Source organism: Bradyrhizobium sp. SZCCHNR3119, assembly GCF_032487775.1.
Lineage (GTDB): Bacteria > Pseudomonadota > Alphaproteobacteria > Rhizobiales > Xanthobacteraceae > Bradyrhizobium.
On the sequence record NZ_JAUEUV010000001.1, the window covers coordinates 1,310,146 to 1,333,735 of the forward strand.

Consider the following 23,590-nt stretch of genomic DNA (forward strand, 5'->3'; position numbering starts at 1 on the left):
ACCTGACCGATGATGCTGGGTACTGACGTTTCGGATCTTTCGACGACCAAGGCCGATGCCGCGGCGCAGGGGCTGTCGATCGTGATCCCTGTCTACAACGAAGCGGCCGGACTGGTCGCGCTGCATGAGCGTCTCAACGGCTTGGCGCGCACGCTCCGGCAGCGCTTCGGGCTGCCGTGCGAAGTGGTCTATATCGACGACGGCAGCACCGACAATACGCTCGCGGTCGCGCGCAACCTCTCCGCCGACGCGTTCGACGTGCAGGTGATTTCGCTGTCGCGCAATTTCGGCAAGGAAGCCGCGCTGATGGCGGGGCTCGATCATGCCCGGCGCGGCGCCGTGATGTTCATGGATGGCGACGGACAACACCCGCCGGCACTGGTCGAGCAACTCGTCGCGCACTGGATCAATGACGGCTACGATGTCGTCTATACCGCCAAAGCCCACCGCGACAACGAGCCTTTGCTGCGCCGGGTCGCCGTGCACGGCTTCTACGCGCTGATCAATTGGGGCGCGCGGCAGAAGATCCCGGAGGACGCCGGCGATTTCCGTCTGTTGTCGCCGCGCGCGGTGGCCGCCTTGCGGCAGCTTCCCGAGCGCAACCGTTTCTTCAAGGGGCTTGCGAGCTGGATCGGCTTCCGCCAGATCCGGGTCGATTATGAACCGGCGCCGCGCGCGCACGGCGTCACCACGTTCAACCTGATGCGGCTGCTCGGGCTGTCGATCGAGGGCCTGACCTCGTTCTCGGTGGCGCCGCTGCGATTTGCCAGCCTGCTCGGGCTGCTGCTGGCGACGGCGGCCTTCCTGTTCGGTCTGTCGATCCTGTGGGAGACCTTGACGACGGGCAAGTCCGTGCCGGGCTATCCGTCCCTCGTGGTCGGACTGATGACGATCGGCGGCGTCCAGCTGATCATGATCGGCATCATGGGCGAATATATCGGCAAGATCCTATCGGAGTTGAAGGCACGCCCGATCTACTTCGTCGCCGAGCACAACGAGAAGCGCGCGGCGGATGCAGCCGCCGGCCGGCCCGAAAGGACTGCGGCTGAATGAGCGAGGCACACCGGCGCATCTGGCTGTGCGCCGATGATTACGGCATCAGCCCGGGCGTGAACCGCGCCATTCGCGACCTGATCGGGCGCGGCCGGCTGAATGCGACCTCGGTGATGACGGTCGGCCCGGCCATCGGCCGCGACGAGGTCGCCGAACTGCGCAAGGTCGCGGCTGACAGCGCGCGCTGCGCGATCGGCCTGCACGTGACCCTGACCGCGCCGTTTCGTCCGCTGACGATGCATTTTCGTCCGCTCCACGGCGGGCTGTTTCCGCCGTTTCCGAAGCTGCTCCGCACCGCGCTCATGCGTCGCATCGATCCTGAGATCATCCGCGCCGAAGTGATGGCGCAACTGACTGCGTTCGGCGAACTGTTCGGACAGGCGCCGGACTTCGTCGACGGCCATCAGCACGCGCAGCTCTATCCGCGAGTCAGCGAAGGCTTCCTGGCGGCGGTCAAGCATGCGGCGCCGTCGGCCTGGGTGCGGCAGGGCGGCCGCAATGCGCCGCTGTCGCAGAGTCTGCGATCACCGAAGGCGCTCGTGCTCGACATGCTCAGCGCCCGATTCCGGCAGCGCGCGGCGCGTGCCGACATCACCTTCAATCCCGCCTTCGCGGGGGCCTACGACTTCACCCGCGATTCCGACTTCGGCGCGCTGATGGGTGGCTTTCTCGCCGGCTTGCCCGAACACGGTCTCGTGATGTGCCATCCCGGCTTCGTCGATGACGTCCTGATCGAGCTCGACCCGCTGACCGTGCAGCGCGAGCATGAGCACAGCTATCTCGCCGGCGAACAATTTCCCGACCTGCTTGCCGAACACGGCGTGCGGCTGGATTGACGACGCTGCCGTGAACGCGGCGGTCACTTTGACGCATACAGAAATTTAATCCGCCCCCCACTAGCTGCCACATAAACCGCCCTTAGATTCTTGGCCGCGCTTCGCCAGACGAGGCGGCAGGAGGATCTGATGACACCGCAAGAACGCCAACTGATCGACGATCTGTTCGACCGGCTTGCAAAGCTGGAGAGTGCACCGCGTGATCCGGAGGCCGCCGCCGCTATCTCCCAGGGACTGCAGCGCGCGCCGCACGCGGTCTATCCCCTGGTGCAGACCGTGCTGGTGCAGGACGAAGCGCTGAAGCGGGCCAATGCGCGAATCGAAGAGCTGGAGCAGCAGGCGCAGGCGCCGCAGCAGAGCCAGTCCGGCGGCTTCCTGGACTCGATGCGTGAGACGATCTTCGGCTCCGGCCAATCCCGCGGCTCGGTCCCCAACGTTCCGCCTCCAAGTGCCCCTAGCCGGCCGGTGTGGAACAGCGGCCAGGCGATGCCCCAGGGGCAACCCGGCTATTACGGTCAGGGCGGCTACGGCCAGAGCGCCGGCTACGGCCAGGGCGGCGCCTACGGTCAAGGCGGCTACAGTCAGCCGCAAGGCGGTATCTTCGGCGGCGGCGGGGGCTCGTTCCTCGGCACGGCTGCAGCCGCGGCAGCCGGCATGGTCGGGGGCTCGCTGCTGTTGGGCGGCATCCGCAACATGATGGGCGGCGGCCAGCATCAGGCCTTCGGCGACACCACCATCATCGAGGAACGTCCTGGATCGAGCTCGCCCTGGAGCGATCAGTCCAACAGTTCGCTGGCGCGCGATGCCGGCATCGACGATATCGGCCGCTCCGGCGACAGCGGCCGCTCCGGCCTGTTCGACCAGGCCTCTAATGATGACAATGATCGCGACGACATGGATGCGGATGCCGGCGATTATGACAATGGCGGTGACGACGGCAGCGACTACGCGTAATAGCCCCTCCCTCTGCTAAGAAAAAAGGCCGCCTATTGGGGCGGCCTTTTGCTATTGAAAGCCGATCGGCTTCAAATGACGATCACCCTGGTACCCACATTGACGCGGCCATACAGGTCGATCACATCCTCGTTGCGCATCCGGATGCAGCCGGACGACACATTGGTCCCGATCGTCCAGGGCTCGTTGGAGCCGTGAATCCGATACAGCGTGGACCCCAGATACATCGCGCGCGCGCCGAGCGGGTTCTGCGGCCCGCCTTCCATGTGCCGCGGCAGGTCGGGCCTGCGGGCCAGCATCTCCGCCGGCGGCGTCCAATCCGGCCACTCGCGCTTGTTGGTGATGGTCTTGACGCCCGACCAGGTGAAGCCGGGACGGCCGACACCGATCCCATAACGCAACGCCTTTCCGTCTCCCTGAACCAGATAGAGGAACTTGTTGGGCGTATCGATCACGATCGTGCCCGGCCGTTCTCTGCCGTCATACTCAACGATCTGCTTCTCGTATTTCGGATCGAGCGGGCGCTGCGGATCATAAGCCTCCTCCTGCTCGGGGACTGCCCCGCCGGAGCGCTCCGGCTCATAGTAGGACGGCTGCTGCTGATAGATCGGCCGCTCCGCCGGATCGTCGCGGTAGCCCCGTCCCTGCGGGTCGCCAAACAGGAATTCGATGAAGCCCCCACCCATGCGCGAACGCTCGACATAGGCGGAGCGGACGGGGGCGCTCTGCTCCGGTGGGCCGGCATAGATCACGGTCGGCTGCTGAAATCCCGCGGCGTCGATCGCCGCGGCCCGATCGACCGCCATACAAGAGAAGCACGCGCCGGCAATCAGCGCTGGAAAGATGGACTTGAACATCGACGTACTCTGTACTGTTTCGTCTTGAAGATTGTTCATCGCGCGAGGTCGAGCATCCGCCCGCGCATGCCGCCAACTAAGATCAAAAGCCGATCGGTTTGGTAAACACGGGCCGTGTTTTGATTCACCATCGCGCCAAGCCGGGGCGGATTCGGCGGCTAGCGTTTATTTTGGATGAAGGGCTCATCGGCATGGTTAACCGCGGCTAACCGCGGCCGCAAACACGTGTCCGTTGAGAGTTTCCGTTGTGAACGTGATGTTAAATAGCGTTCGCTTAGAACAGACTGAAGTTGAGGACAGGGATTATCTCATGTCGGTTCGCAAGCGTTTTCGTATCGAAGAAGGAATTCTCGGCCATATGCCCGAGCCCGATTTCGCGGGCGGCGAGATTGGCCCGCAGCACAAGGAAATCATGGACGAGCTCCGCGCGATCCGCACTCAGATGGCCAATGTCATGCGCAACGGTGGCACCAGCTCGGCAAACGCCGCGATCGAAGAATCCGCAGCTCGCGAGGTCGCCGAAGCGCGCGCGCTGCTCGAGACCTACCGTGCGCAAATCGAGCAGTGCGAGAAGCTCAAGGTCGAACTCGACCTGATCCACGACGCGATCAACCGCACCAAGGGCGAGATCGCGGTACTCCATGCCAAGAGCTTCGACGGCCAGGAAATGGCCAAGGTCAATGGCGAACTCGGCGCGGTGGTCGGCGGCACCGAACAGGCGACCCAGCAGATCCTCGAAGCGGCCGAAGCGATCGACCAGGCGGCGAGCGCGCTAGCCAAGGTCGACTCGGCGGATCAGCAGCGAATCCTTTCCGAGGATATCCAGGAGCGCGTGGTCTCGATCTTCGAGGCCTGTAACTTCCAGGACCTCACCGGTCAGCGCATCAACAAGGTGATGACCACGATGAAATTCATCGAGCACCACATCGTGGTGATGATGGAGATCTGGGGCGGCGTCGACGCCATCAAGGCGCATACCCCTCCGATCGTGGACACCCGCGAGGGCGATGCGCGCCTGCTCAACGGCCCGAAGGCTGAAGGCGAGGTCGGCCATGCCTCGCAGGACGACATCGACGCCATGTTCAACTGAGCCATCGACCGCGCCGGACGGAGGGGCCGGCGTCAGGGCGAGAGACAAAACGCCGGCACAATGCCGGCGTTTTTCATTTTGATGGATGAAGACCGTCCAACGGTCGGTTCGATCGTCAGGCCCGCGGCCCACAACGGACATAGACCATGTTGCCGTAGCGGGTCGCGGCATCCTTGTCGACGAAACGGGTCACCAGCACCCGCCCGTCGAACGACAGCACCTCGCGATCCTGCTCGCCGCCGGGAGGCCCGGCCGGGCCGATATAGTTCTTGCCGCTGGATGAGCCTTTCAGCCGCAGCTCCTGCGGCGTGGCCTGATCGGCGAGATGCATCACCACGCCGCCCGAAGTGCCGGCCCCGATCGTATAGGGCTGCTTGCACTGCGCCACCGCCATCTTCTCGGTGCGCGCGCGGTCGGTGGGGTTCTGATACGAGGCGAGCCCCCACTTGCCGACCAGCTCATCGGGGCGGATCGTCGACGGGACCTCAGGTTCGACGCCGGGTTCGGGCGCGACGGGAGCCGAGGGCGATAGGCTGAAGCTGCTGCACGCGGCGAGAAAGATCGTGAGCGCTGAAGCGATTCCCAGATTGGCAACCGCCCGCGCGCACCGTGAACTCTTCATGGGATCCCCTTAGAAACAAGATCATGGCTGCCCCGTCCGGCAACCAAGCGCAAATCAGGCGCAAGGGCAACGACGTCGGATGCCGCCGTTGCCTCGCCACCATGGTTTACCCCAGGTAGCATCTTATAACAGCCTCAAGAACGGCTTAACCGGTTTGCTTGACAGGATCGGCGTCAAGCCATATTTCCCGAGCGACCTTAGCACTCGGAGGGCACGATTGCCAAAGGGGCGAGTCAGTTGGCGCCAGCTTCGCGCTAAATGTGGCCGCATTCAGATTCTTTTCCGACAGCAACCCCGTTCGAAGCGCCCGCAAAGGGAAACGTCATGGCCAAATCGAAATTTCGTCCGCTGCACGACCGCGTCGTGGTGAAGCGTATCAGCGCCGAGGAGAAGACCAAGGGCGGCATCATCATCCCCGACACCGCCAAGGAAAAGCCCTCGCAGGGCGAAGTGGTGGCTGTCGGCCCCGGCGGCCGCGATGAAAGCGGCAAGCTGGTGCCGATCGACCTCAAGGTCGGCGATCGCGTGCTGTTCGGCAAGTGGTCCGGCACCGAAGTCAAGCTCGACGGCGAGGAACTCCTGATCATGAAGGAGTCCGACATCATGGGCGTGCTGGCCTGATCCCCTTCGCGCCCCGCGCGTCCAAGCGCGACGGGGCGACAGATTTTGCAAACCTCATCAGCCACCGAAGGGCGGACACAGCCCTGGCGATGAGGTCCCACCAGAGGAACATTCAAAAATGGCAGCCAAGGACGTCAAATTCGCCGGAGACGCGCGCGATCGCATGCTGCGCGGCGTCGACATTCTCGCCAACGCCGTCAAGGTCACGCTGGGTCCGAAGGGCCGCAACGTCGTGATCGAGAAGAGCTTCGGCGCCCCCCGCATCACCAAGGACGGCGTCACCGTCGCCAAGGAGATCGAGCTGGAGGACAAGTTCGAGAACATGGGCGCGCAGATGCTGCGCGAGGTCGCCTCCAAGACCAACGACACCGCCGGTGACGGCACCACCACCGCGACCGTGCTGGCCCAGGCCATCGTGCGCGAGGGCGCCAAGGCGGTTGCCGCCGGCATGAACCCGATGGATCTCAAGCGCGGCATCGACATCGCGGTGGCCGCCGTGATCAAGGACATCGAAAAGCGCGCCAAGCCGGTCGCCTCGTCCTCCGAGGTCGCCCAGGTCGGCACCATCTCCGCCAATGGCGACGCCGCGATCGGCAAGATGATCGCCCAGGCGATGCAGAAGGTCGGCAACGAGGGCGTCATCACGGTCGAGGAGAACAAGTCGCTCGATACCGAGGTCGACATCGTCGAAGGCATGAAGTTCGACCGCGGCTATCTCTCGCCCTACTTCGTCACCAACGCCGAGAAGATGACCGCCGAGCTCGACGACGTCTACGTGCTGCTGCACGAGAAGAAGCTGTCCGGCCTGCAGGCGATGCTGCCGGTGCTCGAAGCCGTGGTGCAGTCGGGCCGTCCGCTGCTGATCATCGCCGAGGACGTCGAGGGCGAGGCGCTCGCGACCCTGGTCGTCAACCGCCTGCGCGGCGGCCTCAAGGTCGCCGCCGTCAAGGCGCCGGGCTTCGGCGATCGCCGCAAGGCCATGCTCGAGGACATCGCGATCCTGACCGGCGGTCAGCTGATCTCGGAAGACCTCGGCATGAAGCTCGAGAACGTCACCATCAAGATGCTCGGCCGCGCCAAGAAGGTCGTGATCGACAAGGAGAACACCACGATCGTCAACGGCGCCGGCAAGAAGGCCGACATCGAGGCGCGCGTCGGCCAGATCAAGGCGCAGATCGAGGAGACCACCTCGGACTACGACCGCGAGAAGCTGCAGGAGCGGCTGGCCAAGCTCGCCGGCGGCGTGGCGGTGATCCGGGTCGGCGGTGCCACCGAGATCGAGGTCAAGGAGAAGAAGGACCGCGTCGAGGACGCCCTCAACGCGACCCGCGCCGCGGTGCAGGAAGGCATCGTCCCCGGCGGCGGCGTCGCGCTGCTGCGCGCCAAGAAGGCGGTCGGCCGCATCACCAACGCCAATTCGGACGTCCAGGCCGGCATCAACATCGTGCTGAAGGCGCTCGAGGCTCCGATTCGCCAGATCTCCGAGAACGCCGGCGTCGAGGGCTCCATCGTGGTCGGCAAGATCCTGGATGAGAAGTCCGAGACCTTCGGCTTCGACGCCCAGACCGAGGACTATGTCGACATGGTCGCCAAGGGCATCATCGACCCGGCCAAGGTGGTCCGCACCGCGCTGCAGGACGCCTCGTCGGTCGCCGGCCTCCTGGTCACCACCGAGGCCATGGTCGCCGAGCTGCCGAAGGAGCCGGCACCGGCCATGCCGGCCGGCGGCGGCATGGGTGGGATGGGCGGCATGGGCTTCTGAGCCTGCCCTTTCGCACCTGCCAGAGATGACGAAGGCCGCCTCCGGGCGGCCTTTTTCTTGCGAAAGATGAGTGAGGCGCGGACCAACCGTTCGGAACTTCAAATTCGCCACACGCGATTTGCTTAAGGCGGATCACGGCGGATATGTAGCGGACCTCGAAGTCGGGACATTCGGGTCATTCGATTCTTACCCAAAGCAGGATTTTCATGATGCGCGCGATTTTGCTTGCTGGTGCCGTGGTTGTCGCGGCAGTGCCGGAACTCGGTTGGTCCCAGAGCAAGGTGGGCAAGACTGCCCCAAGCACGAGCGAGACCAGATACTTCACCGCGATCGACGGGCTGATGGACGGCAATGCGGATGTGATCCTGAAGGAAACCAGGCAGGGCAAGACAATCACCGCGGCGACGCTGGATGTCTGCTATCCGGTGGAGAAGAATTCCGAACGCAAGGATCGCTTCGTGGCCAATCTGGCGGTGAACGGCCAGACACTGACCGGCACCGCGCAGAGCAACGGCACCAAGGATCCCGTATCGGTCAAGCTGACCCAGAAGGCCAGCGGCGACACGTTCGAATTCCGCGGCCAGATCACGGTCGGCAAGACGGTCACGGAAGTTGCCTCGACGGACAATTCCGACATCAGCGAAAAGGAGTTCCAGGACAGTCAGTCGACCGACGACGGTATCGTTGCGCAGCCGAAGGATTTCACCGACGTGTCGCCGGAAGCCGTCGCCGTGCGCATCAAGCTGGATGCGGCGCTCGATTTCCTGAAGAGCCTCAGGGGCCAAGACGTCGAGCTCGGGCTGTCCAGCCTGACCGTTGGCTGCGATGCGCTGCGTGCGGGTGAGCAGACCATCAGCATGACCGTCGATCCCGATCGCGCCCCGGCGCTGATCGCCAAGGCGCGAACGATGAACGGAGTCGTCACTGCCGGCTGGACGGCGGGTGCCGTCGAGATGGACCGCACCTTGCGTTTCGCCGCGGCCGACTGGCGCGATGGCGACAAGATCAACCGGGACAAACTGGCAGCGACGGTCTCCGACGTGCTCGCCAAGAGCTACGGCGCCAAGGCCGTGGCTACGACCTGGAGCCCTGTCTCCGGCAAGATGAAGCTCACCTTCAAGCGGCCGAGCCAGTTGATGCCGGGCCTCGATCTCACCGAGGTCATCGAAGTCACCGGCTTGGTCGCACCGGACAAGCCGGGTGAATCGGATGCCTTGATGTTGTGGGTCGGCAGTCCCGTCACGACCACGGTGGACGAGGCCGGCGGCACAAAATTGATCCTGGCGGAGGAATCGTCCGGGGACGAGGAAGGCGACCAACGCGACGATGGCGGCACCATCGCTGAGCTGGCCAAGGTGCTGAAGGCGAAACGCTGGGACGCCGACAACTCCGTCTGGAAATAACTGCGGACCCGATCCGCTCGGTCGCAGCCGAACCTGCGACCGGGCGCGTCCACGGGCTCAATTGGTATTGAGCCGAAAGTGAAGCGTCTTCGGTCCGACGAAGAAGATCGAATCACCCTGCCGTTTCCAATTCGTTGCTGCCGTCAGTGCGGCAATCAGCTCGTCATCGGCCTGCGCGCGCGAGGCCGGGCAATTGCGATCCTCGATGGTTCTGGCCAGGAAAATCACGCTGTCGCCCGCGACCGAGAACTGCCCTTTCGCGCCTTTGCACCACAGCTCCAGCACGGTCTCGCCGTTGTCGCCAATATCGAGATCGGGCACCCGCTTCGATCCAGGTTGCGGCAGCGCGTCGAGGGTCATCTCCATGCCGAATGGAAAGCCCGCGTCGGCACGGGCCGCCTGCAAGCCTGCTATCGCGACAAACAACACGGCCACGCATCCAGCAGCCCCTCGCTTCACAGAAACCATAGCCCCCTCTCGATCGTTCAACGTTCGCCTTCATCCACTGGCGATCACGGCGGCGGCACGGCTCCCGCATAATTGTGACCCAAAAATAGCAATCCCCGCGCGAGCTGGCCTCGCGCGGGGATTTTTCCAAAGTGAAGCGGCTTTACTTCAGCACCATCGCCGTGAACGGATAGACGTAAGCCTGCAGCGTCACGAAGATGCCGACCAGGCAGGCCAGCACGATCGAATGCAGGAAGACGTAGCGCAGGATCGAGCTTTCATGCCCGTACCAATTGGTCGCAGTAGAGGCGACGACGATCGACTGCGCGTCGATCATCTTGCCCATCACGCCGCCGGACGAGTTCGCCGCCGCCATCAGAATCGACGGCAGGCCGAGCTGCTCCGACGTGATCTTCTGCAGATTGCCGAACAGCACGTTTGAAGCGGTGTCCGATCCTGTCAGTGCCACGCCCAACCAGCCCAGCAGGGTGCCGAAGAACGGATAGAGCACTCCGGTTGCAGCGAAGGCGAGACCAAGCGTGGCGTCGACGCCGGACAGCCGCGTCAGCGTTCCGATCGCAAGCATCGCCGAGATGGTGATCAGCGAGATCGCGCAGAGCCTGATCGTCCGGCCATATTCAGCGATGAGCTTGCCGGGCTTCACCCCCATCAGGAAGCCGGAGATGATCGCCGCGATCAGCATGCCCGTGCCGGTAAACGACAGGTAGGTGAACGAGAACACCGCTCCCTCCGGCGTCGGCTTCGCCGCAACCGGCGGCATCTTGTAGATCATCTTGTCCAGCTCGGGCACGGCGTAGTTCCAGGTGAAGATCGAATTCGCCCAGGTCTTGAAGCCGCCATTGCCCCAGATCAGCATCACGATGCAGACGATGATCCACGGCAGCAATGCGCTCCACAGCTCGGCTTGCGTCAGCGGCGTGCGATCGAGCGGCTTCGGCGCGGTCATGGTCGCAGCCGATTCGTCGCGGCCACGCAGGGCGGGCGACAGCCACAATTGCTTCGGCTGCCAGACCCGCAGGAAGAGGATCAAGGTGCCCATCGAGATCAGCGAGGCGCCGATATCGACGATCCAGGGGTTGACGTAGTTGGAGATCAGGAATTGCGGGACCGCAAAGGAGATGCCGGTGACCAGCACGGCCGGCCAGACGTCCTTCATGCCCTTCCAGCCCGCGAATGCCCACACCACCCAAAACGGAACGATCAGGGAGAACACCGGCAGTTGGCGTCCAACCATCGCGCCGAGAATGTAGGGATCGAGACCCGTCACCGAAGCGAGGCCCTGGATCGGCGTGCCCAGCGCGCCATAGGCCACCGGTGCGGTGTTGGCGATCAGCGACAGGCCGGAGGCCGCCAGCGGCGAGAAGCCGAGGCCGATGAGCACGGCACCGGTGATCGCCACGGGCGTGCCGAAGCCGGAGGCGCCTTCGAAAAATGCGCCGAAGGAAAACGCGACCAGCAGCAATTGCAGTCGCCGATCCTCGGTCACGCCGCCGACCGCACGCTTCAAGAGTTCAAAGCGGCCGGTCGAAACCGTAACTTGGTAGAGGAAGATGACGTTCAGCACGATCCAGCCGATCGGGAAAAAGCCGGTCACGATGCCGAGCACGGTGGCCCGGATCGACATATTGGGTGGCATCGTGAAGATGAAGATCGTGATCAGGTTGGTCACGATCACGGCGATGATGGCCGCGATATGCGCCTTCACCTTGCCGCTGGCGATCAGCACCAGCAGCGTGACCACAGGGATTGCGGCCGCGATGGTCGACAGCGCGGCGCTCCCGAGTGGGTTATAGATTTGGTTCCACATGACTTTCCTCCCCAACTCCCCATTTGAGCTTCTTGGGCCTTTGCCCGGCAGGGCGGGTCAGGCCGATATGGCGCCGGGGGCGCGAATCACGCCGGAACACGGAACCTGATCACATGCTTGGCAGCGCCAAACTGTGCTCAAATTCTCGCGAAATCTTCGGCAGTTCCCACCCCGCGCCGTGGCCCATGCTAGGGTCTGAGGCAACTGAACCACAAGTGAACCCCGGTCGCGCCGCTTACGACTTTAGTCTACCCTCCATGAGGGTCCACCCCGGCTATTTGCGCCGCGGCATTCTTTCCCGGTTGGGGGCCATGAGCCCTGTCTTCGGAGCAGTCAGCTAGTGAACAATCTGCGCTCGACCATCGCCATCGTCTGGCGGATCGCCATCCCCTATTTCCGGTCCGAGGACAAGCTCGCCGGCCGGGTTCTGCTCGCGGCCGTGATCGCGATCGAGCTCTCGCTGGTCGCCATCCAGGTCCTGGTCAATGAGTGGCAGAACCGGTTCTACAACGCCCTTCAGCAGTACGACTGGAACACCTTCGTTTGGCTGATCGGCGTCTTTCTCGTCCTCGGAGCGGCCTTCATCGTCCTGTCGGTCTACCAGCTCTATCTCAATCAGTGGCTGCAGATCCGCTGGCGACGATGGATGACCGAGGTCTATCTCCGCCGCTGGCTCGACGGAGCCAACCACTATCGGATGCAGCTCAAGGGCGATGCGGCCGACAATCCCGACCAGCGCATTGCCGAGGACGTCAAGCAGTTCATCGAGCAGACATTGGGCATCACGATCGGTCTGCTCAGCTCGATCGTGTCGCTGGCGTCCTTCGTCGTCGTGCTGTGGGGTCTGTCAAACGCCGCTCCGCTGCGCCTGTTTGGCGGCGAAGTCGCGATCCCCGGCTATCTCGTCTGGATCGCCTTGATGTACGCGATTTTCGGCACCGCGCTCACGCAGTGGATCGGCTCTCCGCTGGTCAACCTCAATTTCGAGCAGCAGCGGTTCGAAGCCGATTTCCGCTTCAATCTGGTCCGTGTCCGTGAAAACTCCGAGCAGATCGCGCTGTTGAGAGGCGAGCAGGCGGAGCAGGGACAGCTGTCGACGCGCTTCGGCCGCGTGGTGAACAACTGGTACCAGATCATGAGCCGGACCAAGCGGCTGACAGCATTCACAGCCGGCTATTCGCAGGCGGTCGTGATCTTTCCTTATGTCGTGGTTGCACCCGCCTATTTCGCCAAGACGATCGCGCTGGGCGGCATGATGCAGACTGCTTCCGCGTTTTCGACCGTACAAGGTGCATTGTCGTTTTTCGTCAGCGCATACCGAACGCTTGCTGATTGGCGCGCGACAGTCGCCCGCCTCGACGGCTTCGAGATGTCGATCGACAGCGCGATATCGCTGTCCAGCGAGCCGGAAACCGTCGACCTTGTCAGTGCGGCCGGCCGCGACGCGATCGAGATGGAGCAGCTGCTGCTCAAACTTCCGAACGGCCTGCCGTTGATCTCGGCGGATGGCTTCAGCATTCGCGGCAGTGAAAGCACCCTGGTGACCGGCCCATCAGGGGCAGGCAAGTCGACCTTATTCCGCGCCATCGCCGGCGTCTGGCCATTTGGCGCCGGCGTCATCAGCGTGCCCGCCCATGCCAAGCTGATGATGTTGCCGCAGCGGCCCTATTTCCCGATCGGGGCTCTGAAAGCGGCGATCGTCTATCCGGCGCCATCCGATGCCTTCAGCGACGACCAGGTCAGGGCTGCGCTCGCGGCGGTGGGGCTGCCGCAGCTCAGCGAGCAGCTGGAAGACGATGGACACTGGAATCGCACGCTGTCGCTGGGCGAACAGCAGCGGCTCGGGATCGCGCGGGCGTTGCTGCATGCGCCTCAATACCTGTTCCTGGACGAGGCGACGGCCTCCCTGGACGAGCCGTCCGAGGCCACGCTCTATCGCATGCTGCAGGAGCGCCTGCCCGATACCACCATCGTCTCGATCGGCCATCGCTCGACGCTTCACGAGCTTCATGACCGCAGGGTCGAACTGACCCGCGAGGGCGATCGGTTTGCCCTCCGCAACAAGGACCAGCAAGCGAAAGCCTACTCCGCCGGAAGCGGCGAGTAGAGGGAACGGCGAAGCCGCTGGCGGCCTACGGTGCGGAGTTGGCCTGTTGCAGGCTGCAACGGAGGTATTGCTGGCGTTGCGCATGTCGCAATCCTCCGCCGTCCAGTGCCAACGGCGGAGCTGGACCGATGCGGTCGCGAGCGCCAATCATCGGCTTCCCCGCGAAGTCCCATTGGTTCGCATGTCGATCCGACGCCGGCCGTTTGTCCGCCTTCGATGATCCCCACGCAAAAGCAAAGGGGCGGCAGATCGCTCTGCCGCCCCTCGTCCTCAAGTCTTGAGGACCGAACTTACTTCAGATTGCTCATCGCCGTCAGGTCGAACGAGAGCTTGGCGATGCCAGCCGCGCCGCACCAGTTCGAACTGGCTCCCAGCGGATTGTTGCCGGTAACGGGCGCCGCTCCGACGGTCGCGTTGAAGGCACCGGTGAAGACGCTGCAATCACCCTTCGACAGGTTGGTGTCGGAGTAACGCAGGTCGAGCGTGAACACCTTGTAGGTGAAGCCGATGCCGACGTTCCAGGTGTTGTAGTCGGCGTAATGGATGCCATTCGGGAATACCGCAGTGCCGTAGAAGCTGTCGGTGGTGCCGAACCACTGACGGCCGAACTCACCGGAGACATACATGCCGACGCCGCTCGAACCGAACAGATCAGCCGGCGCGGTCCACTTGCCGGTGACCGAGGTGTAGTTGCCCCAGGCGCCGGAGTTCAGGAAGCTCGGCGTATAGAACTCGGTGAAGCCGACGGCCCAGTTGTCGTTGATGGTGTAGGTGCCCTTGCCGTAGACCTCGAAGAAGCTGACGTCCTTCTTCATGGTGTTGCCGTTGAGCAGGAAGTTGGTGGCGCACTCGGTGCCCTGGAAATTCCCGGCGAAGTCAAACCCGGTGCCGCCGAACTGGCAGGTGCCGCCCGGATACAGATAGCCCCACACGCCGATGTCGAAGGCGAAGGCGCCGAAGGTCGGGCGGATACCGCCGTAGACGTCGATCTCAGCCGCGGCGCGGTTGGCGAAGGAAATGCTCTCGCCGGAGACGCCCAAATAGAGCTGCAGGTCCTTGGTGACGTTGTAGCGCGGCTCGATGTAGGCGGCGACCGACGGCTTGTGGTTCGACTGGGTGACGCCGCGGAAGATGTAGTCGTTCATGATCGCGCCGCCGAAGGCGACATCCCAGGGCTCGAAGGCCGGAGCCGGAGGCGCCTTCAGAGCTTTCATCGGCAGATCCGCCGCGAAAGCCGACCCCGATACCATTGCCAGCGCCGTTGCCAACAAAGTCCATTTCCGCATGACGATCCCCATCACCTAGCTTCCAAACATCAGTCCGATTTCCGATCCCCCCGGGACACAAACAAACCGACTGCGTCAAACCATCGGCAATTTGTGTCAGGTCCCAGGCATTGGAGAAGCAAAAAAGCGCGGCATTTGCCGCCTTTTTAGGCGTTTTGGCGCTTCTACGGCAGGTTGTCGGCAGCTGTTGCATTTGAACAACAAACTTTACCGCGAGTAGAAGTATCGGGAATGCATCCGAGACATGACAGCCACACCAGGATGGCACGGGGCGCAGCCGAGCGAATCAGCCCGCGCATTTTGCGCCGGGCGTCGAGATCAATGTCGCGGCGGGAAACCCTGGCCCGCGAGTAGGTTCGAGCCAGCGCAAGCAAGTTCGAGCCGGCGCAAGCAAAAAGCCGCAGCAATCGCTGCGGCTTTCCGAATGATTCAAGCAGGGACTAGCTTCAGCTACCGGCCCGCGCCGGCGGCCGTTTCATCGTCGCCGGTTTCGACGGGCTCGGACGTCGGTCCCGCCCAGCTTTCACCCTGCGCCGATTCGGTTTCGGGCGTTTCGGCGTGGCTCATGTCGAAGATCGGCTCGGCTGGCGCGGCCTTCGGGGCGCGCTTCTTGGCGGCTTTCTTCTTCGGCGCCGGTACGGCTGCCGCCGCCTTCTTGGCGGGCGCCTTGGCCGCCTTCTTCGCCGCAGCCTTCTTGGCTTTCTTCGCCGGAGCCTTGGCTACCTTCTTCGTCGCCTTCTTTGCAGCTTTCTTCGCGGTCTTCTTGGCGGCTTTCTTGGTGGCTTTCTTGGCTGCCTTCTTCGGAGCCTTTTTCGCGGCCTTCTTTGCAGACGTCTTGGCGGATTTCTTCGCCGTCTTCTTGGCTGCCTTCTTGGCCTGCGCCATCAGCTTCTTTTTCTTTTTATCCTTCTTGTCTTTCTTGTCCTTTTTGTCTTTCGCCATCGTGATCCTCCTGTTGCCGCCGAGCATTCCGGCGGACGCCGGATGGGGCCGGCTGGTCGCGCACGACGCCCATCGCTCAATTGATTCCTGGCCGAGGACCGCCCGTCGCCCAGTCGAGAAGCTCAATCGTGTGGACCACAGGAACTGACGTGCCACTGGCGATCTGCATCATGCAGCCGATATTGCCCGCAGCAATCACATCCGGCTTGACGGTTGCGATGTTGGCGACCTTCCGATCACGCAGCCTCACCGCGATGTCAGGCTGGAGAATGTTGTAGGTCCCCGCCGAACCGCAACACAAATGACTCTCCGGCACATCTTTCACTACGAATCCCATCTTGGAAAGTAATTCTTTCGGAAGGGCCGTGATTTTCTGACCATGTTGCAGCGAACATGCGGAGTGATAGGCCACCACGATCTCAGCTTTAGGTGCGGCCGATCTCAGTTCGATCGCGCCGAGATACTCGGTGATGTCCTTGGCCAGGGCCGAGACGGTCGCGGCGGCCGCGGCATATTGCGGGTCTTCCCGCAGCATATGGCCGTAGTCCTTGATCACGGTTCCGCAGCCGGATGTGGTCACCAGGATGGCGTCCAGGCCGCCGCGATCGCGCTCCGCGGTCCACGCCCGGACGTTGGCGCGGGCCCGCGCCAGCGCGTCTTCGTCCCGTCCCATGTGATGAGTTAGCGCGCCGCAGCATTGCTCGTCCCGGACCAGCACCACCTCGACGCCGTGCCGCGTGAGCATGTTGATCGCGGCCTGATTGATGCGCGGCGCCAGAGCCTGTTGCGCACACCCCTGCAGCAGGGCGACCCGGCCACGGCGCTCGCCCTGGGCCGGAAACACCGCGCCGCCGGAGGGGCCTGGCGGCGGCAGCTCGGCCGGCGCCAGGTCCAGCATGGCCCGCACCCTGCGGAGCAGGCTCGGTGTGGGGCCACTCGACGCCGAGGGCTTGGGCAAGAGGGCGGTCACCGGCCGCCCCAGCCGCGCAAGCCGCGTGGCGAGCCGAAACGCCTTGGGGCTCGGCAGGACGGCGGCGAGCACGGCCCGCAGCAGTCGATCGGCCAGCGGCCGCCGATAGGTCTTCTCGATCCGCACCCGCGCCTGGTCGACCAGGTGCATGTAGTGGACGCCGGACGGACAGGTCGTCATGCAGGACAGGCACGACAGGCAGCGGTCGATATGCTTGACGACGTCAGCGGTCGGCGCCTGGTCCTTCTCCAGCATCTGCTTGATCAGGTAGATCCGGCCGCGCGGACTGTCGAGCTCGTCGCCGAGCAGCACATAGGTCGGACAGGTCGCGGTGCAGAACCCGCAATGCACGCAGGCCCGCAGGATCTTGTCGGCGACTGCGATATCGGGATCGGCGAGCTGCGCCAGGCTGAATTCGGTTTTCATGGCGCAACACTCCGCCGCAGACGGCCGCGATTGAGAATGGCTTTCGGATCGAAGGAGGCGCGCACGCGCTCCTCGAGTGCGGCCACACCGGCCGATTGCGGCTGGAAGACGTCCACCCTGTGCCGGACGTCTTCGGAGGCGCGCAGCAGCGTCGCGTGGCCGCCGGCGGCGCCGACATGCCGGCGCACCTGCGTCGCCGCGGCCTCGGGCTGCGGCGGCAGCGCCAGCCAGATCAGGCCGCCGCCCCAATCGTAGATCACCTGCCCGCCCGTCTCCCGCGCGAGAACCTGGCCCAGCCTGCCGCCCGAGCCCGGCGGACAGACGATGCGCCACACCGGCCAGGTCCCGAGCGGACCGTGGGCGGCGAACGGCAGCACGTCGCGCACGGCGCTCCAGATTGCGGCCGATGCGTCATCCTCAAGGATCTCGGCCGTTCCGAACGGCATCAGCTGCTTGGCAAGCGAGGCGGCGCGATCCACCGCCGACGCGGTGATGCCCTCCAGGCGCAGCAGGGTCATGGACTGTCCCGGAGCAGCAATTTTCGTCAGCCCGTCGGCCTCGGTGCCGGACAGCGATGCAGGCAGATGCGCCGCCCCCGACACGTCGAAGGCCGACCCAAGTGCCGCCGTCATCGCCTGATTGGCCCTATCGGCGTCCAGGCCGCGCAGCACCAGCGTCCGCTCGGCCTCGGGACGCGGCATCACCTTCAGCGTCACCTCGGTCATGACGGCGAGCGTGCCCCAGGACCCCGCCAGCAGCTTGCAGAGGTCGTAGCCGGTGACGTTCTTCACCACCTTGCCGCCGGTCTTGAAGCTCTCGCCGAAGCCGGACACCGCGTGCGCGCCGAGCAGATGATCGCGCGCGCCGCCGGCCTTGATCCGGCGCGGACCGGCCAGCCCGGCCGCGATCATGCCGCCGATCGTCCCCCTGCCCGGCAGGCCCAGCAGCGGCCCGGTATCGACCGGCTCGAAGGCGAATTGCTGGCTTTTCGAATCGATCAGCGACAGCACGTCAGCGAGCGGCGCGCCGGCCTGCACCGTGATGATCAGCTCGTTCGGCTCGTAGGAAATGACGGCGTTCAGGGCCGAGAGGTCGAGCACCGCATTGGTCGCCGTCGGCTGGCCGATTGGCCGCTTCGAGCCGTGCCCGATGATCTCGAGCGGCTGATCGCCGGCGATGGCGGCGCGCACCGCCTCCTCGACATCGGCTGCATTCCGTACTTTGAGGGCGTCCACCACTGCTGCCTTGCTTGTTGATGATCCCAGGCGGCCGCGCGAGGCGCCGCCACCGGCGTTGGCATCCTTCTAGAGCATGAGCTGCGAAAAGTGCAGCCCGCTCTGGCGAAAAAATCGTGCTCAATCAAGCAGATGAGATCATGATGCGATTCCTGCCGATCGCATCATGATCCCGAGCGTTGGAGGCCGGACACAAGGGTGGGCGTGACGGAACGTGCAGCCTGCGCGTGGCGCATCCGGTTCGATGCCGCGGAACGCTCGGGCGCGCGCGCCATCCCGCATCCATTGTTCATCCACGATCGAACTATCCGCTACCGGAACGGAGCTATCGATGGCCTCGCGGAACCCCGAACGAGAGGATGACGACAATGGCGCGATATGCAATCGACACGACAACGGTGAACGAGGCCGTCAGCGGCGGCGGCCTGCTGGTGGTGGCGCAATGGGAAGCCAAGGACGGCGAGGCCGACCGCGTCGCCGAGATCCTGTCACGCTTCCTCCCGGAGGCGCAGAAGGAGCCCGGCGCCCAATTGTTCCTGATCTCCCGCGCCAAGGACAACCCGGCGCAGTTCCTGTTCTACGAGCTGTTCCGCGACGAGGCCGCGTTCCAGGCGCACCAGGAGAGCGCCCACTTCAAGACCTACATCGCGGGCCAAGCCTTGCCGCTGCTGGCGCGGCGAGAGCGGATGCAATACGGGCTGATCTAGGCCGTGACCCATAAAGGCCGGGGTTAGGGAGATAGCGGTCTGTCCGTTTCCTGCGAGGTAAGGGACAGACCGGCGTCAGATGCGATTTTTCAGCGGCAACGTCCGGCGCGCTACGCCTTAATAAAATGCACTGTCACCGCAATTCTGTCACTGAAATTATCGTGTCTCACTTCAGGGGTGCAGTCCAGCACTGTCACCGCAATTCCACAGCCCATGGTTCGGCGATTTGGCCAAGGCGCTGGCGGAGTTTGGCGAAACCGAATACGGAGGTTCTAGCGTTCCGCCTTCGACAACTGCTTCTTGATCTTATGGACAACCCCAGCGGGATCGATCTTTATCTCGGCCTCGCCAAACCGCATCACGGTCCAGCCGTCCTTGCGCAAGGCTCGATCGACCTCTTTGTCGCGCTCCATGTTGCGCTCGATTTTGGCCCGCCAGAAAGGCGTCATCCGCGACTTTAGTCTAGGATAGTTCCGGCCATGCCAAAAATCGCTGTCGAAAAAGACCGCGATCCGGAGCCCGACGAAGGCGATGTCCGGCGTTCCTTTGGCAGCGCGATAGTGTTTTCGATAGCGATAGCCGAGAGGATAAAGCTCGGCGCTGAGCCTGCGCATCATCGCTAGTTCGAAGCGCGTATTTCGGCTTCGCACTAAGCCCATATGTCGGCTGCGTTCGGCCTTTGACATCCAATCGGGCATTATGAAATGATACTTCATTTACACGTTTCAACTTAAACTATAATCGAGAATCATGATCACCGACGGTCCATATTTCACGAGAACGCTTGATGCGCTGGAGCTACGGGATGCCCAGCGCGACGACACTGTACGAAATGCCCGCAATATCGTCAGCGCCGTAATGACGTCTTATGGAGTTCCGCCCGCCAGAGACGTCACTGTGGCACCCGCGCCAAACCGTCCTCCGACCGGCCTCGTTTATGGTCGCATCCAGAGTGGCAAAACACGGGCGATGATCGCGAGCACGGCCCTGGCCTTTGACAATGGATTTAGGGTTTCGGTCGTAATGACCAGCAACATCAACGATTTGGTGTCGCAAACTCATATCGACTTTTCCAGCGGGCTGCCAGGTATCGTAACCTTCACCAAAGATAACGATCTTGACCGCGAAGTGCCGACGACGCGCCTACATCTCGAGCGCGGCGACGGGCGATTGCTGCTGATCTGCTCGAAAGGCTCCCAGAGCTTGTCGAACATCGCCGCCTTTCTGCGGGAAATCGCCGCCGACCGGTTTCCGGCGATCATCTTCGACGATGAGGGCGATCAAGCATCGTTGGACACCAATATGCGGCGGCGCTCGAGAGGCATCGCCGTCGCGCCTAGCGCCATCAACAACATCATTCAAAGCACATTGCGTCCGGCCTTGCCGCGGCACGTGTACGTCAGCGTGACCGGAACTCCACAAGCCGTCCTTCTACAGAGCGCCGATTCCAACAATCGGCCGTCTTTCAACGTAATGCTGCCGCCCGGCTCCACGTATGTCGGTGGAGATCAGTTCTTCGACACGGACGAGCCCGAAAACAATGCCGCGTTGATCTCGCTAGTTGACCGGAATGATCAACAGCTGCTTTTGAATCTCGCCCGTCCGATGCCGGCGGGCCTCCGGTCCTCCATCTTGTTCTTCCTCGTGTCGGCTGCATCGGCAATCATCAATCGAGGCCTGCCGGAGCGTGGATACTCTTACCTCTGCCATCCCAGCTTGAAAAACGACGAACAAGCGAACGCCGAGCAGAGGATCAACGTCTTTTTGACCAACGTGTACGGCGTCACGCTTGGGGCGACCGACCCGACCGACATCATGGGCGGGCTTAGGACGGCCTATACAGAACTGACCGCGACGCTTGGCACCAATACCCCCCAATTTGATGATGTCGTGCGAACGATCCGCGAATATCTCCCCGGACGCCGGATACTCGTCGTCAACGCTCGGACGAAGCGGACGGGCATAGACTATGGCCGTTGCCTCAATTTCTTGATCGGCGGGAATACCTTAGGGCGTGGCATTGCAATCCGCGACCTTCTGGTCACATACTACGTGCGGGAAACGAAAATTTCTCAAATTGACACGATGCATCAGCACGCTCGCATGTACGGCTACCGAACCGATACGCTTCCGTACACGCGGCTTTTCATTCCCCGTCACTTGTACTATCGGTTCCGCGACATTCACCGTTCCGACATGGACTTGAGGCAGTTCGTGGAAGACAACATCGCGCGGCTGCCGACGACATTTCCGGTCCAGGTGGCGTTCAGCCTCCGAGCAACGCGGCAAGGCGTGCTGGAAGTCGGCAAGATCGACACGCTTCAGCCAGGGCAGCACATCTATCCGAATGTAATTGTCGTGCCGCAGAACCCGCGCGCCTATCAGCGAGTGCTGGGACAGCTTCGGGTGCTGTTCAATGTCGCAAACGGTACCCCTGATCAAATCGAGGCCGCCGCAGCGGCCGGAGTAGTGATCAATCCTGGTACCGCGGCGGCGCTCGTCGCGCCCATTCGCACGAATTCGCGTAATACCTGGCGGGATGGCACGATCGCCGACGTAATGAAGAAAGTCGCTGGCGAATTTGGCGACCAAATCCGCGTTCGGTTCCGTACTGCCGATCGTACCGTTGGTCAGGACGGCTTCATATCGACTGGTACGCTTTCGGGCGACGAGTTGCGCCAAGCGCGCAACGCGGCGATACCGACCCTCTGGATCATGTCCGCGACAACGACGGCGGCGAGCGCGGTTGGCGGCGGCCAGCTTTTCATGTACCCGACGTTCGTCATTCCGAACGGCTTCCCCAATCTCTTCATCTTCAATCGCGGTTCTTGAGTCATGTCCGGTGTGCGGCGCGTGGCGAAGCGGAAGCTTCCTTCCTTTCACAAACGCAAAATAAAAGTCGTCGACGCTTATTGCGGCATCGGGGGCCTCTCGCACGGCCTCGTCCTCGAAGGCTTCAACGTCGTGGCTGGTATCGACAGCGACGCGAGCTGCAAAACAGCGTTCGAAGCGAACAACGACGCGATTTTTATTTCAAAAGACATCGCGCGATTCACGGCGCGCGAACTAAATGAGCTATTTGGCGATGCCACGATCCGAGTGCTAGTCGGCTGCGCGCCTTGTCAGCCGTACTCGACGCTTACGCGGCGCAAGCTCTCCGAGAAAGAGAAGCGCGAACGTTGGTACCCACTTTATCGTTTCATGCGGCTCGTGAGGGCGACGAAACCCGAGGTCGTCTCCATGGAAAACGTGCCTGATCTGTCCAACACGGACAAGTATCCGGTATTTGCCGATTTCGTCAGGGCGCTGAAGAAGGCGGGCTATCACGTCGCATATGAGACGGTCGATGCTTCTCGCTACGGCGTTCCTCAACGCCGCAACCGGCTCGTTCTCCTCGCGTCGAAGCTCGGCGAGATAAAGCTGATTCCGTACACGCATGACGACGCTACGCTGGTCACCGTGCGTGACACGATAGAATCGCTTCCACGGCTTAAGGATGGCGGTGTCGATAAGAATGATCCTATGCATCGGGCGAGCAAATTGAGCGAGCTGAACAAAAGGCGCATTGCTGCTACGCCGAAGAACGGTGGAAGCGCCAAGAGCTGGGGACCGGATCTGAAACCCAAGTGCTATCGCCGCGAGTCCGGCCGGTCGTACATGGTCACGGTTTACGGCCGCATGCGATGGGATGATCCGGCGCCGACGATGACAACGCAGTGCACGACGTTGGGTACGGGAAGATTCGGTCATCCTACGCAAAATCGCGCGATCTCGTTGCGCGAGGCAGCGCGATTTCAGACCTTCCCAGACAGCTACATTTTTGGCGATCCGGCGGACGTGGGAATCACGCATACAGCCCGACACATTGGTAATGCTGTTCCGGTAATGCTTGGCCGAGCCATCGGGAGAAGCATTAAGCGGCATGTCAGACCCTATATGTGATAGATAGTCGGCTTGGGTTCAAGCTTGCGTTCTCGCGCGCCGGCCGGCGCGTTGGGCAAATCACCTCAGCGGTTTTGCGCGATCGATGCGCATTCGCGGTCGGCTGGGGCACGATAGCCCCGCGCGGAAAAACTCATTTCGCGAGCGATTTCAACGCAGAACAGCGAGCCTGCTTCGAGACGACAAATTTTTCTATTTCGTTTTTACAGAAATCGTGCAATCCTGCGCGTATCCTGCCTTGCCGAGAGGGGCGTACGCGCGGTCGTCACGATACGTGAGGTGGGGATGCGGTGGCCGTGTCGGGTCGCAGCGTGGCAGCATGATCCGGAAAAGTGCGAAGCGGTTTTCCGATAAGATCATGCTCAATCAAAGCCATGCCGACGAACGACTGCGACGCGGACGTGAAATCGTGTGGGCCTGGCCTCCCGGTGCTGAGGCCTAGCGCAACGCGCTGACAGCGCATTGCGCGACGCGATGAAGCTTTGCTTCACGCGGACGGGGG

20 protein-coding genes are annotated in these 23,590 nt (G+C 62.9%); 11 read left to right on the forward strand and 9 right to left on the reverse strand.

Going from position 1 to position 23,590, the window contains the following annotated elements; all coding sequences use genetic code 11:
* Nucleotides 1-9: 9 nt before the first annotated feature.
* The 3 genes from QX034_RS06340 (at nt 10) to QX034_RS06350 (ending at nt 2,843) form a co-directional block, all read left to right on the forward strand.
* A complete protein-coding gene (locus tag QX034_RS06340) occupies nt 10-1,053 on the forward strand; it encodes a glycosyltransferase family 2 protein (protein ID WP_315706637.1) in 1,044 nt (347 codons plus the stop codon).
* The gene (locus QX034_RS06345; protein ID WP_315706636.1) at nt 1,050-1,889 is read left to right on the forward strand and encodes a ChbG/HpnK family deacetylase; all 840 of its coding nucleotides are present in this window, start codon (nt 1,050-1,052) and stop codon (nt 1,887-1,889) included. The genes QX034_RS06340 and QX034_RS06345 overlap by 4 nt, the downstream gene beginning before the upstream one ends.
* 129 nt (nt 1,890-2,018) lie before the next feature.
* Complete coding sequence (locus QX034_RS06350) at nt 2,019-2,843, forward strand: DUF2076 domain-containing protein (RefSeq protein ID WP_315743992.1); 825 nt, start codon at nt 2,019-2,021, stop codon at nt 2,841-2,843.
* Between the two features lie 71 nt (nt 2,844-2,914).
* On the opposite strand, the gene QX034_RS06355 is transcribed toward QX034_RS06350, so the two are convergent.
* Complete coding sequence (locus QX034_RS06355) at nt 2,915-3,700, reverse strand: L,D-transpeptidase (RefSeq protein ID WP_315747615.1); 786 nt, start codon at nt 3,698-3,700, stop codon at nt 2,915-2,917.
* A gap of 310 nt (nt 3,701-4,010) precedes the next feature.
* Here QX034_RS06355 and QX034_RS06360 point away from each other — a divergent pair, with 310 nt between their 5' ends.
* A complete protein-coding gene (locus QX034_RS06360) occupies nt 4,011-4,790 on the forward strand; it encodes a protein phosphatase CheZ (RefSeq protein ID WP_315706633.1) in 780 nt (259 codons plus the stop codon).
* A gap of 115 nt (nt 4,791-4,905) precedes the next feature.
* On the opposite strand, the gene QX034_RS06365 is transcribed toward QX034_RS06360, so the two are convergent.
* Complete coding sequence (locus QX034_RS06365; protein WP_315706632.1) at nt 4,906-5,412, reverse strand: hypothetical protein; 507 nt, start codon at nt 5,410-5,412, stop codon at nt 4,906-4,908.
* A 324-nt stretch (nt 5,413-5,736) separates the two neighbouring features.
* Here QX034_RS06365 and groES point away from each other — a divergent pair, with 324 nt between their 5' ends.
* The 3 genes from groES (at nt 5,737) to QX034_RS06380 (ending at nt 9,198) form a co-directional block, all read left to right on the forward strand.
* Nucleotides 5,737-6,033 carry a co-chaperone GroES gene (gene groES / locus QX034_RS06370; protein WP_315706631.1) on the forward strand — a complete coding sequence of 99 codons (297 nt, stop codon included), beginning with the start codon at nt 5,737-5,739 and terminating at the stop codon, nt 6,031-6,033.
* 118 nt (nt 6,034-6,151) lie between these two features.
* Nucleotides 6,152-7,795, forward strand: a complete 1,644-nt coding sequence (gene groL / locus QX034_RS06375; protein ID WP_315727605.1) for a chaperonin GroEL — start codon at nt 6,152-6,154, stop codon at nt 7,793-7,795.
* A 209-nt stretch (nt 7,796-8,004) separates the two neighbouring features.
* Complete coding sequence (locus tag QX034_RS06380; protein WP_316195080.1) at nt 8,005-9,198, forward strand: hypothetical protein; 1,194 nt, start codon at nt 8,005-8,007, stop codon at nt 9,196-9,198.
* Nucleotides 9,199-9,255: 57 nt separating this feature from the next.
* Here QX034_RS06380 and QX034_RS06385 read toward each other — a convergent pair whose 3' ends face one another.
* Both QX034_RS06385 and QX034_RS06390 read right to left on the reverse strand, forming a co-directional pair.
* Nucleotides 9,256-9,666, reverse strand: coding sequence for a hypothetical protein (locus QX034_RS06385; RefSeq protein ID WP_315706628.1), 411 nt, complete (start codon nt 9,664-9,666; stop codon nt 9,256-9,258).
* Between the two features lie 142 nt (nt 9,667-9,808).
* A complete protein-coding gene (locus QX034_RS06390) occupies nt 9,809-11,473 on the reverse strand; it encodes an L-lactate permease (RefSeq protein WP_315706627.1) in 1,665 nt (554 codons plus the stop codon).
* A gap of 340 nt (nt 11,474-11,813) precedes the next feature.
* Between QX034_RS06390 and QX034_RS06395 the strand changes: the two genes are divergently transcribed.
* On the forward strand, nt 11,814-13,580 hold the full coding sequence (locus QX034_RS06395) for an ABC transporter ATP-binding protein/permease (protein WP_316195082.1): 1,767 nt from the start codon (nt 11,814-11,816) through the stop codon (nt 13,578-13,580).
* Between the two features lie 290 nt (nt 13,581-13,870).
* On the opposite strand, the gene QX034_RS06400 is transcribed toward QX034_RS06395, so the two are convergent.
* The 4 genes from QX034_RS06400 to QX034_RS06415 form a co-directional block, all read right to left on the reverse strand.
* Complete coding sequence (locus tag QX034_RS06400) at nt 13,871-14,866, reverse strand: TorF family putative porin (RefSeq protein ID WP_315744106.1); 996 nt, start codon at nt 14,864-14,866, stop codon at nt 13,871-13,873.
* Between the two features lie 450 nt (nt 14,867-15,316).
* Complete coding sequence (locus QX034_RS06405) at nt 15,317-15,835, reverse strand: hypothetical protein (RefSeq protein WP_316195084.1); 519 nt, start codon at nt 15,833-15,835, stop codon at nt 15,317-15,319.
* Nucleotides 15,836-15,884: 49 nt separating this feature from the next.
* Complete coding sequence (gene glcF, locus QX034_RS06410; protein WP_315706624.1) at nt 15,885-17,204, reverse strand: glycolate oxidase subunit GlcF; 1,320 nt, start codon at nt 17,202-17,204, stop codon at nt 15,885-15,887.
* Nucleotides 17,201-18,439 (reverse strand): FAD-binding protein, encoded by a 1,239-nt coding sequence (locus QX034_RS06415; protein WP_316195086.1) that lies wholly within the window; start codon nt 18,437-18,439, stop codon nt 17,201-17,203. Before QX034_RS06415 ends, glcF begins: the two co-directional genes overlap by 4 nt.
* A 368-nt stretch (nt 18,440-18,807) precedes the next feature.
* Here QX034_RS06415 and QX034_RS06420 point away from each other — a divergent pair, with 368 nt between their 5' ends.
* Nucleotides 18,808-19,146, forward strand: coding sequence for a putative quinol monooxygenase (locus QX034_RS06420; protein ID WP_316195087.1), 339 nt, complete (start codon nt 18,808-18,810; stop codon nt 19,144-19,146).
* 272 nt (nt 19,147-19,418) lie between these two features.
* Here QX034_RS06420 and QX034_RS06425 read toward each other — a convergent pair whose 3' ends face one another.
* Complete coding sequence (locus tag QX034_RS06425) at nt 19,419-19,862, reverse strand: very short patch repair endonuclease (RefSeq protein WP_316195089.1); 444 nt, start codon at nt 19,860-19,862, stop codon at nt 19,419-19,421.
* Between the two features lie 34 nt (nt 19,863-19,896).
* On the opposite strand from QX034_RS06425, the gene QX034_RS06430 reads away from it, so the two are divergent.
* Complete coding sequence (locus tag QX034_RS06430; protein ID WP_316195091.1) at nt 19,897-21,978, forward strand: Z1 domain-containing protein; 2,082 nt, start codon at nt 19,897-19,899, stop codon at nt 21,976-21,978.
* 3 nt (nt 21,979-21,981) lie between these two features.
* Entirely contained in the window at nt 21,982-23,088 is a 1,107-nt protein-coding gene (locus QX034_RS06435; protein ID WP_316195092.1) for a DNA cytosine methyltransferase, read from the forward strand.
* Nucleotides 23,089-23,590 lie beyond the last annotated feature (502 nt).

What these genes read in the sequence shown, in the direction of transcription:
- QX034_RS06340 (WP_315706637.1), top strand. Translation starts at nt 10, where the DNA reads ATGATGCTGGGTACTGACGTTTCGGATCTTTCGACGACCAAGGCCGAT.
- QX034_RS06345 (WP_315706636.1), top strand. Translation starts at nt 1,050, where the DNA reads ATGAGCGAGGCACACCGGCGCATCTGGCTGTGCGCCGATGATTACGGC.
- QX034_RS06350 (WP_315743992.1), top strand. Translation starts at nt 2,019, where the DNA reads ATGACACCGCAAGAACGCCAACTGATCGACGATCTGTTCGACCGGCTT.
- QX034_RS06355 (WP_315747615.1), bottom strand. Translation starts at nt 3,700, where the DNA reads ATGTTCAAGTCCATCTTTCCAGCGCTGATTGCCGGCGCGTGCTTCTCT.
- QX034_RS06360 (WP_315706633.1), top strand. Translation starts at nt 4,011, where the DNA reads ATGTCGGTTCGCAAGCGTTTTCGTATCGAAGAAGGAATTCTCGGCCAT.
- QX034_RS06365 (WP_315706632.1), bottom strand. Translation starts at nt 5,412, where the DNA reads ATGAAGAGTTCACGGTGCGCGCGGGCGGTTGCCAATCTGGGAATCGCT.
- groES (WP_315706631.1), top strand. Translation starts at nt 5,737, where the DNA reads ATGGCCAAATCGAAATTTCGTCCGCTGCACGACCGCGTCGTGGTGAAG.
- groL (WP_315727605.1), top strand. Translation starts at nt 6,152, where the DNA reads ATGGCAGCCAAGGACGTCAAATTCGCCGGAGACGCGCGCGATCGCATG.
- QX034_RS06380 (WP_316195080.1), top strand. Translation starts at nt 8,005, where the DNA reads ATGCGCGCGATTTTGCTTGCTGGTGCCGTGGTTGTCGCGGCAGTGCCG.
- QX034_RS06385 (WP_315706628.1), bottom strand. Translation starts at nt 9,666, where the DNA reads ATGGTTTCTGTGAAGCGAGGGGCTGCTGGATGCGTGGCCGTGTTGTTT.
- QX034_RS06390 (WP_315706627.1), bottom strand. Translation starts at nt 11,473, where the DNA reads ATGTGGAACCAAATCTATAACCCACTCGGGAGCGCCGCGCTGTCGACC.
- QX034_RS06400 (WP_315744106.1), bottom strand. Translation starts at nt 14,866, where the DNA reads ATGCGGAAATGGACTTTGTTGGCAACGGCGCTGGCAATGGTATCGGGG.
- QX034_RS06405 (WP_316195084.1), bottom strand. Translation starts at nt 15,835, where the DNA reads ATGCTCGGCGGCAACAGGAGGATCACGATGGCGAAAGACAAAAAGGAC.
- glcF (WP_315706624.1), bottom strand. Translation starts at nt 17,204, where the DNA reads ATGAAAACCGAATTCAGCCTGGCGCAGCTCGCCGATCCCGATATCGCA.
- QX034_RS06420 (WP_316195087.1), top strand. Translation starts at nt 18,808, where the DNA reads ATGGCGCGATATGCAATCGACACGACAACGGTGAACGAGGCCGTCAGC.
- QX034_RS06425 (WP_316195089.1), bottom strand. Translation starts at nt 19,862, where the DNA reads ATGAAGTATCATTTCATAATGCCCGATTGGATGTCAAAGGCCGAACGC.
- QX034_RS06430 (WP_316195091.1), top strand. Translation starts at nt 19,897, where the DNA reads ATGATCACCGACGGTCCATATTTCACGAGAACGCTTGATGCGCTGGAG.
- QX034_RS06435 (WP_316195092.1), top strand. Translation starts at nt 21,982, where the DNA reads ATGTCCGGTGTGCGGCGCGTGGCGAAGCGGAAGCTTCCTTCCTTTCAC.